Source organism: Rickettsiales endosymbiont of Trichoplax sp. H2 (assembly GCF_009690945.1).
GTDB classification, from domain to species: Bacteria; Pseudomonadota; Alphaproteobacteria; order Rickettsiales; family Midichloriaceae; genus Aquirickettsia; species Aquirickettsia rohweri.
Window position 1 is genome coordinate 1 of the sequence record NZ_NPHZ01000012.1, and the last position, 14,349, is coordinate 14,349.

Sequence of the window (14,349 nt, forward strand, 5' to 3'; positions counted from 1 at the left end):
TTGATACTTCCTCATATTTTTAATTAGCAATCTCTGCAAAACTCCTTAGTCCCACCTATCTAGTCACTCCCTTTGCCGTTTTCTCAACTTCCCTACCCTTAGGCCTATAATTGGCATTAATATATTGACTATTATACTGAGTTGATCGTGTTAGATGTTACCTGTAGAAATAAATTACACTAAATCTGCATAATTAATTTGTACCTATTAAATATTTTATTACCATTTTCTAATAAATTCATTTGGTCAGATATAGCAGATTATGCTAATACAAAGCCTTAATAAAAATAACAAGATTTTTTATGCTGTTAAAAGAAAATAAAAAAAGAGTAAGTGATGAAGAATGGCAAGAATTAGTATAAGAATATAAAAAAGTAAGTAAAATTTTAATCTCTCTTTTGTAAAACCGGCATCTATATTCATAGTCAAATTATAATAGTTATTTTTTAATATTATTTAATTTTCTATGGAGTTTATCTTTTTATAATGTTGCTCAATAAAATAAGTAATTTTTATATAAATTAGTGGTATTATTTTTTTAAAAGTATTTTCTATAACTCATTTAAAATGCAATATATAACATTCCTAATACTGGATTTATTTATATTTGTAATTATAGCCAAGAATTAAATAAAAAACTTGCAAATAAAAGAGAAGAAAGTTAGCATCAAAATAAGTTAAGAAATTTGTAAATCATAATAAAGCAAATTTTAAAGACTATACAGAGGGAAAGTAAGTTTTATCTGGGTTTTAAAATGCTAAATCAATATCTCAAAAATTAATATGTATATAGGATGTTTTTAAAGCTTATTTTTTCAAAAGTTGGTTTTATTAATAAGGCAGGAATAACTTATTTATAAACGTTATAATAATCTAACAAAAAAATGTAATTAGCTATGAATTTTGATAATATAAAATCACTATACGAGAGTAGTAGTAAAAGAGCCCATTATGATTGGAGACTAAGAGAGTATTTGCTTAAAGTATATCAGTATATGGCATTCGCACTTATTCTAACTGCAATAGTCTCAATGGGAGCTGCTTCATCTCCACAGTTTTTAAATTTAATATATGGCACACCTCTTAAATGGGTTATAGCATTTGCACCTTTGGCAATGGCTTTTTATATGGGGAGCAGGTTAATGTCTATGTCAGTAAATGGAGCACAAATTTGTTTAATGGTATTTGCAACTCTAATGGGACTGTCGTTATCATCGATATTTATAGTATTTACAGGAGAAAGTATTGCTAGAGTATTTTTTATAACAGCAAGTACCTTTGGGGCTATGAGTATTTATGGGCATACTACTAAAAAAGACTTAACAAGTATGGGGTCATTTCTAATAAGGGGAGTGGTAGGGCTATTAATAGCTAGTGTTGTAAATATATTTATGCAAAGTGGGGCTATGCAGTTTGTAATTTCTATAGTAGGTGTATTGGTATTCACATTATTTACAGCATATGATTCACAAAGGATTAAAGCATTATATTATCAAACACGTAGTAATACTGAAGTAACACAGAAATTAGCAGTATATGGGTCACTTACCTTATATATGGATTTTATAAATCTATTTGTATTCTTGTTACAATTATTAGGAGTTAGAAGAGATCACTAAGTATTAGTATAAAAAGGATTTATGCTTTTAACAAAATTAATTTATTAAGGAGTACTAGAATAATGAAACAAATAGGTAATGTAAAGTGGTATAATCCGGATAAGGGTTATGGATTTATAAAACCAGATAATGGAGTAAGAGATATATTTGTGCATAGTTCTGCAGTAAAAGCTGCAAGGCTTAGTACATTAGATGAAAATCAAAGGATAGAATTTGAAATAGAAGAAAAGCAAGGAAAAACTTCTGCAATTAATATTAAGAAAATTAATAAGTAGTTAAAAATTATGGCCGGAAGTATAAACAAAGTAATAATAGTAGGAAATGTAGGGAATCAACCTGAAATTAGGTTAACACAAGCAAGTGGAGAAGAACTCGCAACCTTTTCAGTAGCGACAAGTGAGAGATGGAAAGATAAGAGTACTGGAGAGCAAAAAGAAAAAACAGAATGGCATAGAGTAGTAGTGTTTTCACCAGGGCTAGTCAGAGTTGTGAAAGAATATGTGCATAAAGGGAGTAAACTTTATATAGAAGGCAAATTAAAAACCAGAGAGTATGAAGATGAATCTGGGGTTAAAAAATATACAACAGAAATAGTATTAGCATCTTATAGTAGTACGTTAGTATTACTGGATACAAAAAAGGATGGAATGGAATTTAGTGATCGGAGTGATAAAGAAGGAATGGAATATGCAAAAGCAAAAGGTTTAGAAGGTGATGGAGTTGAGGAAACAGAAAAAGATGGTGAGGGTAATGAAAATATAGCATCTGATGAAATACCTTTTTAAAAGTATATGTAAAAAATAAGATAATGACAAATAAAGAAGAATTATTAAAAATAATTACAAAACTAGAAAGATTAGAAGAAGAAAAAGTTGATATATTGCAAGAAGTAAGTGAGACTTTGGCAAGTGCTAGATCTAGAGGTTATGATATAAAAATATTAAGGCAAATATTAAAGTTAAGAAAAATTGATGATGAAGATAGAATAAAGCAAGAAAAAGAACTTGATGCTTATAAAGCAATTATTGGAATGCAATAATTGAAGAAATAAAACTGAGTTTACAAAAAAGTTAACTGAGAAACTATATATAAGCAAAGCAGAAGTTATAGATATTTAGATTAGATAAAATATTTAAGTGTGCAGCTATATTTATGAAAGAGGGTGATGAGTTAAAATTTATATTAAAAAATAAATATGAAATTACCAATAGGAATAAGTGATTTTAAAGAGGTTATAAAAGGTAAATATCAATTTACTGATAAGAGTTTATTACTTAAGGAAGTTATAAATGATGGTGCCAAAGTAATATTAATCACCCGTCCAAGAAGATTTGGAAAAACACTTAATTTATCAATGCTATATTATTTTTTACAACAAAATAATAAAGAAGAAGAGAATATATTTAAAAATCTACTTATTTCTGAAGATGATGATTTTTGTAAAAAACATCAAAATCAATATCCGGTAATATTTATTTCTTTTAAAGATATAAAGCAGGCTAGTTATAATGAAGCATATGGAGATGTTTTAGAGTTAATAAAGGGATTATATAGTAATCATAGATATTTACTAAAAAATGATGTCTTATATGAAGATGAAATAGAGACATTTATAAATATACTTAATAAAAAAGGTGACATATCAGATATAAAGAGTGCAATCAAGCAATTAACCATATATATAACAAGAAAATTTAAAAAATCACCAATTATATTAATAGACGAATATGATACGCCGGTACAAGAAGCTTATTTGAGAGGTTACTACCAAGAGATGATGAATTTAATGCGTAGTATATTAGGGCAGGCATTAAAGGATAATAGTTACTTAGAAAGAGCTGTGATTACAGGTATTACACGTGTATCACAAGAAAGTTTATTTTCTGGGCTTAATCATCTTAAGGTTTATTCACTTTTAAAAGAAAAATATGGTCAGTATTTTGGATTCACTGAGAAGGAAGTAATTAAGCTAATTAAGGATACAAAACAAAAAGTATCTCTGAATGCAATAAAAGAATGGTATAATGGATACCAACTTGGGAAATATATATTATATAACCCATGGTCAATAATAAATTGTTTAGATAATGAAGGTAAATTACAACCATATTGGCTAAATACTTCAAGTAATGAGTTAATAATACAATTGTTAAGTAAAGCTAAGCCTATTATCAAACAACAGTTTGAAGGATTGTTACAAGGAAAGATAATAGAGCAACCACTATCTGAAAATTTAATATTTCAAGATATAGAGACAGAAATAGAAGCATTATGGAGTTTATTATTATATGCTGGTTATCTAAAAGTCTTATCTAGTCAACTCAAAGGTAGTCGATTAATAGCGAAGATAGCTATTCCAAATAAGGAAGTAGGTTTTATTTATGATAAAATAGTAGAGCAGTGGTTTAGTAGAGCAATTAGCATAGAATCATATGACAACTTTATCCAAAGTATAGCAGAAGGAAATATGGATAAGTTTAAGATGTATATAACTAGTTATATCATGCAATCAGGAAGTTATTTTGATTTTAATAGCAATACATCAGAGCAAATATTTCATGTATTTATATTAGGATTAGTAGTAGGTTTAAGAGATAGATATAATATCCATTCAAATAAAGAATCTGGGTTGGGGAGGCTTGATGTAATATGTATACCAAAAGATAAAGAAGAGAGTGCTATATTATTGGAGTTTAAAGTAAGTGATGCGGCTGAATTATTAATAGAGAAAGCTAAAGAAGCGTTATTACAAATAAAAGAAAAGCAATACATAGAATTATTAAAACAACAAGAAATTAAATCGGTATTAGCGATAGGATTAGCATTTTATGGTAAACAAATGGAATTGATATATGAAGTACAGAAAATTTAGAAATTAAGAAGAAGAGAGTTAGTATGTTATCTAAAAATAGTATTAATTTATATTGTAGGTCTATTTATATAGGCTTATCAGTATTATAGTTATGAAAAAGTCCTATAGCATATATATGCGAAAAATATTTATACTAAAAAATAGCATAAAGATAGGAATAATCACAAAACAATAAAATTATTAAAATAAACAGTTTTGGTAATAGATATTGTACATACTATTTAAAAAAACTAATGCATTATACAAACTAAACACATATGCTAATTACATAGTTTGTTATTCATATAATATCTATTTCTTTCTCAATATTTTTGGAGTTGCTTCTTGTACTATGAATATAATACAAATATTAAATTACTATGCCAACACTACCAGTTAGATTGCCAGATGAAGTATTAAATGAAGTTAGCAGCAAAGCTAGCACCCTTCATCTTTCAAAAAATGCTTATATACATAAGGCAATAGATAAGTTCAATAAAGAAATTAAAATTAATAATAAGATAAAAAGGGAAAAGATTACCAAAGCAAGTCAAAAGATTTGTACTAATAGTATGGAAGTAAACAGCGAATTTAGTATTATTGAAAATTATACAGACTTATAAATTTGGTGAGGTTTGGTTTGCTGATTTAAATTTTAGAGTAGGAACTGAAGCATGAAAAACTATACCTGTAATCATTGTACAAAATCAGATTCTATTAGATGCTAATCATCCTTCTACAATTATTATTCCGTTGACTATAAAACTTATTGATAATGTAGATCCCTTAAGAATACGAATAAATTCTCAGGATAATCTTGATAAAAATTTAGATATAATGATTGATCAAATTAGAGCTATTGATAATAAAAGATTAATTAAAGGACCACTTTTACAGTGTGATAAAAATTTCATGATGAAGATTGAATCTGCTATAAATGATAGTCTGGGATTCAACTATGCATTTAGTTAATAGTTATTTGCTATTATTTATATAATAATATGCTGGGGGTGATTTCAGCAGCTATATTACGGATATGTATATAGAAATACAACTAAGGATATGGGTATTGTAATATAATTATAAGTTATTTAATGACAAATTAATAAGAAAATAACAATGAAGCTTAAGTTGTAAAAAATCTAACATATATTGTTCATTATTTATTGAAAAGAATTAAATAAATTATATATAAATAGTAATAATAATTTATTAAAATATTGGAGGTGACAATGAAAATGAAAGATTTTCTTCCACAAAGATTTTTTGGTGATAATAAACCAAAAGAATATAAAGGATATATTTCTCCTTTTTATCAAATGCAAAGAGAAATAGATGACTTATTTTCAAATTTCTATAATAAAGTTTTTCTTACAGAATCTAAAGAAAACTTTTTACCAAAGTTTGATATAATGGAAACAGATTCACAGTATTTAGTAAAAGCAGAGGTAGCTGGTATAGAAGAAAAAGATATAAAAGTGAGTCTTAATAATAGAATATTAAAGATAGAAGGTAAAAAAGAGCATAAAAAAGAAAGTAAAGATATAAAATATCATAGGATAGAAAGCCATTATGGAAGTTTTGAAAGAAGTTTAGAACTGCCAGATAATATAGATGAGGATAATATTAATGCTAAATTTAAAAATGGAATATTAGAAGTGAGTGTTAATAAAAAAGAAAAAGATAGTAGTGTAACTAAACAGATTACTATTAATAAAGAGTAATAGATTAATAAATTAATGTAGTTTTGCTATATAAAAAGAAAGAAGTAATATTCTTCTTTCTTTATATTAAATAAAAAGCTAAATATAAGTTATTATTATAATTAAATATTTTTAAGACTTTTTTAGTAGATAGATTTTTAATAAATTCTAATTTATATTAGAGTAGAATTTAAAAAAATTTAAAGGTTTTGTGTATGATGGGACATATGAAATTTAAGTATGATTTGTTAAGTCATTCAAGAGATAACCATTATTATTACTATGAAGATGATTATAGAAGTGTACCTACTATTCCTAGATTACATAGAGCTGCAAAAGAGGGTGATATCAATGCAATAAGACAATTAATAGAATCAGGAGAGGATATAAATAGTATATATTACCAAAATGGGTATACTCCACTACATTATGCAGCATTAAATCAAAATTTAAATATTGTGCAATTTCTAATTAATGCTGGAGCAGACATAACAATTACAGATCAAAGTGGAAGAACATCTAGGGATTTGTTGCCAAGTCATGGTTTGCAATTAAGGTATGATACAATGGTAGCAGAATTACAACAACATAATATAGAAGTAAGAGCTAGGATTATACATCAAGTAACAAATGAAGAAGAAGGATTACCAGTACTGCCTTATGAGATATGTGAATATATAGCGAATATAGAAGGAGGGACAGGAGCATGGTTAAATGAAGATACAAATGGACAACAGGAACAACAAAATAGTACATCTATTTTTTGTTGTTTGTGTAATTGTTTTTCTAGTTTTTTTGAGTAAATTTTTATCTTGTAGTTTAAATATTTATAAATAGTAAAAGTTTTTTTGTACATTAAAAGCAGTGATACAAAGTAAAGTAGTTATATTGAAAAGCCTTATATTTGGAAGATACTTGCAAGTCTTTATGAGGATTGTTATAGCAATGAAATTAAAGAGGAAACATGGCACCTGTTAAAAAAAACAATATTAGGATTGCAGCTGTTAAGAAGTAAAACTAGATATTAGTAAAATATATGGAATATATAATTTTTATAAAACAAGTATATTATTATTTCTTTATACCAATATTAACCATAGCTGGTAGTACAATATTATTTAAAGTCATTCCACTTAACTCATTTATAAGAAGTACTCTTCATTATTTTAGTGCTGGTGTTGTTTTTGCAGCTATTTCTATAGAGTTAATTCCAGAAATATATAAAAACTCATATAAATTTAATGTAATCCTTGGATATTTATTAGGTAGTTCCTTAATGCTTTTAATGCAAGCTCTTATTGTTAGATATAAAAAATTAAGTACTAATCCTACTAGTGAGTTATTAACTTTATTAATAACTGTTGGAATAGATATTTTTATAGATGGTTTATTACTTGGTGTCAGTTTTGTTATAAATGTTGAAAAAGGAATAGTAATGATTACAGCACTTTCTATTGAGCTTCTTTTTTTAATTTTATCTGTTAACTCATCTTTAGATAAAATAAATAAAAAAATGCGATTTATTATTTTATTAAATTTTACTTATATATTGTTAGTAGTTTTAGGAATTAGCTTAGGGTTAATTTTTATAAATTGTTCTAGAGATATTATTATTACAATGTGTGCTTTTGCTACCGCTGCATTTTTATATTTAGTTGTAGAAGAATTATTAAGAGAGGCACATAAAGAGGATGGCAATCAATTTTCAGCACTTATGTTTTTTATAGGATTTTTAATAATTTTAATTATCAAATGATTTATTATTATAAACTAATTCTTGAAATTTTGGTATGGTTAGTTTAGAAATAATATTCTATTATGTATGATACTATACTAATTATCTGTGGATCAGGGAGTTTAAGAAAATATTGAGTTATTTAAGATTAGATTTCATATTTTATAAATATAAAAGACGTTACAAGTAGAGAATTGTAAAGTTATAACTTGATATAACTCATATTAAATGTTATATTGAGCTATAAAGAATCGTTTTATAACTCATGCTTTGGAATTGGCAGTTAAGTAATTGGCCTAACTTTACTTTTGACAAAGGTATTACTAAAGGTTTGGAAGAGCAATTTATTGAAAAAGCTGGGATGTATAAAGGATCTTTAATACATCTTAGAAAACAAGATAAAAACTCTTTTATTATTGATATTCTTAGTAACGAAGCATTTTGCAGTTCTGAAATGGAAGGTCAGATTTTAAATAGGGATAGTCTATATTCTTCTATTTGTAATAATTTAGGAATAAAAGTACCTTCTAGTAATTCTCCTGCAGAAGAAGGCATGGCAAAGATTATGACAAATTTATATACTCATTATAACGCACCTTTATCAAAAGATATTATATTTAAATGGCATAGCTGGTTAATGTCAGGTAGGAATGATTTGTGGAATATAGGGTCTTATCGTAAAAATAAAGAGCCAATGCAAATTATTTCTGGTCCTATTGGTGATCCTAAAGTACATTTCGAAGCTCCACCTCCAGAAAGGTTATTAAGTGAGATGAAAAAGTATATATTGTGGTTTAATCAAAATGCAAAATCTTTGCCGTTATTACATGCTGCTATAGGACATGTTTATTTTGAATCTATTCACCCTTTTGAGGATGGGAACGGTAGAATTGGACGTATCTTAGTTATTAAATCTCTTTCACAATCTGCTAATCAACCATTATTAATAGCTTTATCTGAAATAATTCAACAAAAGAAAAAACAGTATTATGAATCATTACAGTTATGCAATAACGCTTTAGATATTACAGAATGGATACTCTATTTTGCGCAAACAATTTTGAAAGCTCAAGATTATAGTATTAAATTGATAGAATTGATTATTTATAAATCAAAAGTGATGAAATATTTCAAAGAAAAAATTAATAAACGTCAGGAAAAAGCAATATTACGTATTTTCCATGAAGGACCAAAAGGATTTTCAGGAGGTTTAAGCGTGAGTAATTACATGAAAATTACGAAAATTTCACGTGCTACTGCAACTAGGGATTTACAAGATTTAGTACAATTGGGGCTTTTATTCAAAAAGGGTGAATTAAAAGGTACAAGATATTATTTAAGATATGATCTAGAGCTATGAATATAAGTATCCTTTTACTTTAAATAGAATTTCATTACCAAATGTCAATTTTCATGTAAAATAGACCAATAAAAAATCTGTAGATATTGATTTGACAAAGCATTTGTATGGAGTATGAAACAATCACTTTTAATTTCACCTTGCTCTATGTCTTTTTTAATTTCAAAACTCAGAGAGTAAGAAACGAAACTGATATAAAGGTCAAAATATTTTTAATTAAGAATTTTAGCTGACTTCTAAAACTACATAAATAAAATTGACAGTGACTATTTTTAGTTGCTATTTTAAAGAAGATATTTTACACTTGCTTTAGTTACTATTTGAAGATTGGCAATGAGTAAAAGGCAGAAATTAATTATAAGATTGCTAAAAGTTCCAAAGGATTTTACTTGGGATGAATTACATGCTGCTCTACTTACATTAGGATTTGAGGAAATAAGTAATACTAAGACTGGAGACTCTAGAAGAAAGTTTTATCATTCTAAATTAGAACTTATAGTTAACCTGCACAAGCCTCATTCCTCAAATATAGTAAAAGCATATGCCATTAGACAAGTAATACAAAAACTTAAAGATGTGAGGTTTTTATGAAAAAAAATAATAGTTTAATTTACAAAGGCTTTTATGGATCAATCAATTTTGATCAAGAAGAAAAAATATTTTTCGGGAAAATAGAATTTATTAAAGATTTAGTTAATTATGAAGCAAAGGATGCAGAAAATTTAGTAAACTCTTTTAAAGATGCTGTAGATGACTATTTAATAAGTTGTAAAGAAGCCAATAAACAACCTGACAAACCATTTAAAGGAAGCTTTAATGTTAGAATAGGAACAGAATTACACGAAAAAGTTGGATTATATGCATTGCAACATGAAGATACATTAAATAATATTGTAAAAAATGCCTTAAGTGAATTTATAAATTCACATAATTAATTATAAAAGAATCTATGACGAGTGTGTAATATACTTAGTATAAGTTACTAAAAATTATTATTGGATATTTGTAATATTAAGCGTATAATAAGTTATACAGCGATAAAATTAAAATAATACTCCTTTTTTAAAATTATATCGTATAATTTAAAATATATGGAGGTTGATTATGATAAATATTAATGAATGCAAAAAAGTAGCAAAAAATTTAGCTATACAGAGTAAAAAAAATTAGGAGAATAAGAATTAAATAATTTTTTTGTAAGCTTGAACAAAATAGAAACCGAATATGAGCAGAAATATATGTTCTATTCCACAGCTATCGAACTTCAAAAATTAAAATTGTTTAACAAATGCCTATCTGACATTATAAAAGATAAAGATGTATTAACTCCAATAATTATAGATGAGATGGTAAATGAAGAAGATCTACACTCATTATCTATTTATTAAAATTTTCATGCTGGAACTCGTCTTATTCCAAATATCGAGGATGAGTATAAGTCAGAATACTATAATAATGGTGGGGGAGAAAATACTTTAGTATTAATTACTGGCTGTCACTGGATAGAACAAGCAGGAAGTAGCAAATTAGTGGAGTAATGTATATAGCAATTTCATTCGAATAAGATAGACAAAAAGATGAAGAAATGGTAAAAAGAAGGGTAACATGAGCAAATAATAAAAATATGGATAGTAAAAAGAAAAGGGTATATAGCCAAATAGCTAAAAAAGAGTTATAGTTATGAGCGTATGGAAAAAAAATATGAGAAAAATAAATGTATTCATTACACATGAGAAGAAAGATATTAGCAATAAAGAAAAGGGAAGGACTGAGCTTTGTAGAGGTAGGGAAAAGGTTTGGAATGAGCCCAAATATAATATATAGGTGGACAAAAAGAATAGAGCCAAAGAAAAAGTGGGGAAAAGGAGCAATAAAAATAGAAATGGAAGCGCTGAAGAAGGATGTGAAGGAAAATCCAGACTTATATCAGTATGAGAGAGCAAAAAAATTCAACGTAAGTCAAAATTACATCTGCAAAGGATGAAAGAGACTAGGTGTGTCGTATAAAAAAAACGTTGAAGCATCCAAAAGTAGACGAAGGAAGACGTACTACCTTCCGAGAGAAAATTAACAAATATGAGAAAGAGGGTAGTTCAGTGGTGTACGTAGATGAAAGTGGATTTGCGCATGACATGCCAAGAACGTATGGTTATTCTCCTGTAGGAGGTCGTTGCTATGGCACTCAAAACTGTAATGCAAAAGGTAGAAAGAACGTAATTGCTGGGTTATGTGGTGATTCGTTAATTGGATGCGGAATAGTTGAGGGTAATGTTGATACTGCAGTTTTCAATACTTGGGTTAAGAAAATATTTATTCCTGATTTACCAGAAAATTCTGTTGTTATCATGGATAATGCTGCTTTTCATAAGAGCCAGGAAACAAAGGAATTAATCGAGAATCACGGACACAAAATAGAATTTCTGCCTCCTTATTCTCCTGATCTAAATCCTATTGAGCATAAATGGGCTCAAGCTAAGGCTATTAGAAGAAGAGAAGATTGTGATGTTGTTGAACTTTTCAGGGACCATGTGCCATAACTCTTTTTTAGCTATTTAGCTATATAGAAAAATAAAGAAGATAATAGAAAAAGTTAGTAAAAAGTATGATAGAGAATGGATAAAGAGAAAACGAAAAATAGATAGTAAGTTCTTAATAGATTTTATATTCCAGTTAGTAATAAAAGGAGGGAAAGGATATGGGATTATAATATCAGAAATATGCGATAAATACGGAGATAAGAAGATAAATAAGAGTCAAGAAAATAGATATGCACAATCAACAATATGTGAAGCAAGGAAGAAGCTGTCACCAACAGCATTTAGAGAAATAAATGATGAAATAATAAAAACCCAAGATTTTGATACGAAATATAAGCTAATGGGAAAGCATAGAGTTTATGCAATAGATGGAACAAAAGTAAGATTGAGAAAAGAATTAGAAAAAGAGGGGTATAAAAAATTTAATAGGGATGTTTATTTTCCATCAGGCTTGTTAAGCTGTATGTATGATGTAAACACACATATAGTTCATGATTTCGCGATAATAAAAAGCTTTAGTGAAAGAGATCGAGCATTAAAGCATATAGAGACATTAGAGAAGAATGATATCTTAATAATAGATAGAGGATATTTCAGTTCTTTATTACTGAGAAAGATAGTTGATAAGAAGGCACATGGGCTATTTAGAATACAAGGGAATTTAAGGAATAAGGAGATAATTAGGTTTGTTAACAGCTCGAGAAATGATATGGTAATAAAATATAGCCCATCTGAAACAGTCAAAATAGATTTAAGGAAGATAGGACATGATATAAATTTCTCAGAGATAAAATTAAGATTGTTAAAAAGAAAGATAAAGGGAAAATTATATGTTTTTGCCACAACTTTAACAAAGAGTGAATATAAAGCTAAAATGTTTGATGATTTATACCATAAAAGATGGGATATAGAGGAATTGTATAAAATTTCAAAAGAGCATTTTGGAATAGAGGAGATGCACGCTAAAACAGATATAATAATTCGACGAGAAATCTATGCACATATTGTTTTAATCAATATTGCAAGATTACTTGAGCATAGTGATGATGAGGTAGAGGATAATAAAAAAGTAAATTTTAAAGCATGTCTAACCGCTATAGAAAATTGCAGCCTGCTTCTTATGCTTAAACGAATGATATTGTCCGATTTTTATGCCCAATTTGGACTGCATACCTATTGTAGTAAAAGTTTTTTATGTGATTTGAAAAAGTGATTTAATAGGCGGTATGAGTGATGTATTTTTAGATGTTTACTAAATTATGAATTAGTAAACAGAATATAAGAATTGACAAAGGAAAATTTAGTAGTAATAATAAAACTATTACTACTAAAAAGATTAATATATGTACATAAATGAAAAAGGGCAGGTGACAATACCAAAATCAATAAGAGAAAGATTTGGTTTTTTACCACATACAGAGATAGATTTTAAGGAAATAAATTCTAAGATAGTCTTAATTAAAAAAAAGCAAGCTAATAGAAGAGGCACTTCTGTTATAAAAGCCTTAAGAAATAAAGGAGATGTAAACGTAGCAACAGATGAAATAATGAAATATACAAGATTATAAGCATGTCGATTATTATTGATAGCAATATAATATTAGATATATTAACTGAAGATAGAACATGGTTTAAATGGTCTTCTGAAATGTTGGAAGAGTATGCAGAGAATAATGAATTAATTATTAATCAGATTATATATGCAGAAATTTCAATAAAGTTTAGCAGGATAGAGGAATTAGATGGGGTGATAAAAGAAGCAAATATCAAATGTGAGAATTTACCATGGGAAGCAGGATTTTTAGCTGGCAAGTGTTTTATGCAATATAAAAAAAGAGGAGGTGGTAAAGGTAGTGTTTTGCCAGATTTTTATATAGGAGCACATGCGGCTATAACCAAAAGAGCAATATTAACTAGGGATAAAGCTAGGTATTCAACTTATTTTTCAAATCTATCTATTATATCACCGTAAATTTAAAAGAACATGATTGAAAAAAATCATATGCAAGTCTTTTCATATTTAGAAATCTCATCAAATACTTTATGTCTTCTACTTTTTTAGTTGTAACATAAATAAAAGCTATATATGCATTCATGTTTATAGTTATCACAAAGGAACAATTATTGATGATATTTTAATATAAAAAATTACTCTATTATTGAAAAACAATATCTGCAGAACGAAAAGTTTCTTTAATATTGTTACATTAAGTTTATCCCATACACTATTTATTACAATTTCATACCAAGTTTTTTAAAGGTTGCTCTGCATTTACATAACTTTTTATGTATTACGTGCTATAATTATCAAATTGCATTAATTTTAATATACTAAGCTATATAGACAATATCACATTATTCCCATCAAGGAAATTTTAACAAGACTAATTATCTTTGAGATTGCTAGGAACAAAGAATTTATTAATTCCTTCTTTCCAGGGATAAATAGTAATATTATCTAATTGTTTAGAACGAAAATCTTTAGATAAACATATAGCTTCACAATCTTGAAAATCTTTAGCTAATTTTGAAAAAGTTGTTAAT

At 27.1% G+C, this 14,349-nt stretch carries 19 protein-coding genes; all 19 read left to right on the forward strand.

Annotated features, from left to right (window positions below; all coding sequences use genetic code 11):
• Positions 1-896: 896 nt before the first annotated feature.
• The 19 genes from h2es_RS07145 (at position 897) to h2es_RS07235 (ending at position 13,777) form a co-directional block, all read left to right on the forward strand.
• Positions 897-1,619, forward strand: a complete 723-nt coding sequence (locus h2es_RS07145; protein WP_154512682.1) for a Bax inhibitor-1/YccA family protein — start codon at positions 897-899, stop codon at positions 1,617-1,619.
• 62 nt (positions 1,620-1,681) lie between these two features.
• A complete protein-coding gene (locus h2es_RS07150) occupies positions 1,682-1,894 on the forward strand; it encodes a cold-shock protein (RefSeq protein WP_154512684.1) in 213 nt (70 codons plus the stop codon).
• 9 nt (positions 1,895-1,903) lie between these two features.
• Positions 1,904-2,404: a single-stranded DNA-binding protein gene (gene ssb, locus h2es_RS07155; RefSeq protein WP_154512686.1), complete on the forward strand. Its 501-nt coding sequence runs from the start codon at positions 1,904-1,906 to the stop codon at positions 2,402-2,404.
• A gap of 23 nt (positions 2,405-2,427) precedes the next feature.
• On the forward strand, positions 2,428-2,658 hold the full coding sequence (locus h2es_RS07160; RefSeq protein ID WP_154512688.1) for a DUF2312 domain-containing protein: 231 nt from the start codon (positions 2,428-2,430) through the stop codon (positions 2,656-2,658).
• Positions 2,659-2,814: 156 nt separating this feature from the next.
• Entirely contained in the window at positions 2,815-4,491 is a 1,677-nt protein-coding gene (locus h2es_RS07165; RefSeq protein ID WP_154512690.1) for an AAA family ATPase, read from the forward strand.
• 359 nt (positions 4,492-4,850) lie between these two features.
• Complete coding sequence (locus h2es_RS07170; RefSeq protein WP_154512692.1) at positions 4,851-5,093, forward strand: hypothetical protein; 243 nt, start codon at positions 4,851-4,853, stop codon at positions 5,091-5,093.
• Positions 5,094-5,163: 70 nt separating this feature from the next.
• Complete coding sequence (locus tag h2es_RS07760) at positions 5,164-5,442, forward strand: type II toxin-antitoxin system PemK/MazF family toxin (protein WP_326845026.1); 279 nt, start codon at positions 5,164-5,166, stop codon at positions 5,440-5,442.
• 260 nt (positions 5,443-5,702) lie between these two features.
• On the forward strand, positions 5,703-6,194 hold the full coding sequence (locus h2es_RS07180) for an Hsp20/alpha crystallin family protein (RefSeq protein WP_154512694.1): 492 nt from the start codon (positions 5,703-5,705) through the stop codon (positions 6,192-6,194).
• A gap of 206 nt (positions 6,195-6,400) precedes the next feature.
• Positions 6,401-6,976, forward strand: coding sequence for an ankyrin repeat domain-containing protein (locus tag h2es_RS07185; RefSeq protein WP_195910005.1), 576 nt, complete (start codon positions 6,401-6,403; stop codon positions 6,974-6,976).
• A gap of 233 nt (positions 6,977-7,209) precedes the next feature.
• Positions 7,210-7,929: a ZIP family metal transporter gene (locus h2es_RS07190; RefSeq protein ID WP_154512698.1), complete on the forward strand. Its 720-nt coding sequence runs from the start codon at positions 7,210-7,212 to the stop codon at positions 7,927-7,929.
• 244 nt (positions 7,930-8,173) lie between these two features.
• Entirely contained in the window at positions 8,174-9,268 is a 1,095-nt protein-coding gene (locus h2es_RS07195) for a Fic family protein (RefSeq protein ID WP_154512700.1), read from the forward strand.
• A gap of 333 nt (positions 9,269-9,601) precedes the next feature.
• Positions 9,602-9,859: a type II toxin-antitoxin system HicA family toxin gene (locus h2es_RS07200; RefSeq protein WP_154512702.1), complete on the forward strand. Its 258-nt coding sequence runs from the start codon at positions 9,602-9,604 to the stop codon at positions 9,857-9,859.
• Positions 9,856-10,203 (forward strand): type II toxin-antitoxin system HicB family antitoxin, encoded by a 348-nt coding sequence (locus h2es_RS07205; RefSeq protein ID WP_154512704.1) that lies wholly within the window; start codon positions 9,856-9,858, stop codon positions 10,201-10,203. Before h2es_RS07200 ends, h2es_RS07205 begins: the two co-directional genes overlap by 4 nt.
• A gap of 303 nt (positions 10,204-10,506) precedes the next feature.
• Entirely contained in the window at positions 10,507-10,656 is a 150-nt protein-coding gene (locus tag h2es_RS07210; protein ID WP_154512706.1) for a hypothetical protein, read from the forward strand.
• A gap of 326 nt (positions 10,657-10,982) precedes the next feature.
• The gene (locus tag h2es_RS07215; RefSeq protein ID WP_154512708.1) at positions 10,983-11,252 is read left to right on the forward strand and encodes an IS630 transposase-related protein; all 270 of its coding nucleotides are present in this window, start codon (positions 10,983-10,985) and stop codon (positions 11,250-11,252) included.
• A 10-nt stretch (positions 11,253-11,262) separates the two neighbouring features.
• Positions 11,263-11,805, forward strand: a complete 543-nt coding sequence (locus h2es_RS07220) for an IS630 family transposase (protein WP_154512710.1) — start codon at positions 11,263-11,265, stop codon at positions 11,803-11,805.
• A 97-nt stretch (positions 11,806-11,902) separates the two neighbouring features.
• Positions 11,903-13,018, forward strand: a complete 1,116-nt coding sequence (locus tag h2es_RS07225; RefSeq protein ID WP_326845027.1) for an IS4 family transposase — start codon at positions 11,903-11,905, stop codon at positions 13,016-13,018.
• 130 nt (positions 13,019-13,148) lie between these two features.
• The gene (locus h2es_RS07230; RefSeq protein ID WP_154512714.1) at positions 13,149-13,373 is read left to right on the forward strand and encodes an AbrB/MazE/SpoVT family DNA-binding domain-containing protein; all 225 of its coding nucleotides are present in this window, start codon (positions 13,149-13,151) and stop codon (positions 13,371-13,373) included.
• A 2-nt stretch (positions 13,374-13,375) separates the two neighbouring features.
• Complete coding sequence (locus h2es_RS07235; protein ID WP_154512716.1) at positions 13,376-13,777, forward strand: type II toxin-antitoxin system VapC family toxin; 402 nt, start codon at positions 13,376-13,378, stop codon at positions 13,775-13,777.
• Positions 13,778-14,349: the final 572 nt, after the last annotated feature.

Bases quoted from the DNA above. Each gene is read 5' to 3' on its own strand.
- h2es_RS07145 (WP_154512682.1), top strand. From the start codon at position 897: ATGAATTTTGATAATATAAAATCACTATACGAGAGTAGTAGTAAAAGA.
- h2es_RS07150 (WP_154512684.1), top strand. From the start codon at position 1,682: ATGAAACAAATAGGTAATGTAAAGTGGTATAATCCGGATAAGGGTTAT.
- ssb (WP_154512686.1), top strand. From the start codon at position 1,904: ATGGCCGGAAGTATAAACAAAGTAATAATAGTAGGAAATGTAGGGAAT.
- h2es_RS07160 (WP_154512688.1), top strand. From the start codon at position 2,428: ATGACAAATAAAGAAGAATTATTAAAAATAATTACAAAACTAGAAAGA.
- h2es_RS07165 (WP_154512690.1), top strand. From the start codon at position 2,815: ATGAAATTACCAATAGGAATAAGTGATTTTAAAGAGGTTATAAAAGGT.
- h2es_RS07170 (WP_154512692.1), top strand. From the start codon at position 4,851: ATGCCAACACTACCAGTTAGATTGCCAGATGAAGTATTAAATGAAGTT.
- h2es_RS07180 (WP_154512694.1), top strand. From the start codon at position 5,703: ATGAAAATGAAAGATTTTCTTCCACAAAGATTTTTTGGTGATAATAAA.
- h2es_RS07185 (WP_195910005.1), top strand. From the start codon at position 6,401: ATGAAATTTAAGTATGATTTGTTAAGTCATTCAAGAGATAACCATTAT.
- h2es_RS07190 (WP_154512698.1), top strand. From the start codon at position 7,210: ATGGAATATATAATTTTTATAAAACAAGTATATTATTATTTCTTTATA.
- h2es_RS07195 (WP_154512700.1), top strand. From the start codon at position 8,174: ATGCTTTGGAATTGGCAGTTAAGTAATTGGCCTAACTTTACTTTTGAC.
- h2es_RS07200 (WP_154512702.1), top strand. From the start codon at position 9,602: ATGAGTAAAAGGCAGAAATTAATTATAAGATTGCTAAAAGTTCCAAAG.
- h2es_RS07205 (WP_154512704.1), top strand. From the start codon at position 9,856: ATGAAAAAAAATAATAGTTTAATTTACAAAGGCTTTTATGGATCAATC.
- h2es_RS07210 (WP_154512706.1), top strand. From the start codon at position 10,507: ATGTTCTATTCCACAGCTATCGAACTTCAAAAATTAAAATTGTTTAAC.
- h2es_RS07215 (WP_154512708.1), top strand. From the start codon at position 10,983: ATGTATTCATTACACATGAGAAGAAAGATATTAGCAATAAAGAAAAGG.
- h2es_RS07230 (WP_154512714.1), top strand. From the start codon at position 13,149: ATGTACATAAATGAAAAAGGGCAGGTGACAATACCAAAATCAATAAGA.
- h2es_RS07235 (WP_154512716.1), top strand. From the start codon at position 13,376: ATGTCGATTATTATTGATAGCAATATAATATTAGATATATTAACTGAA.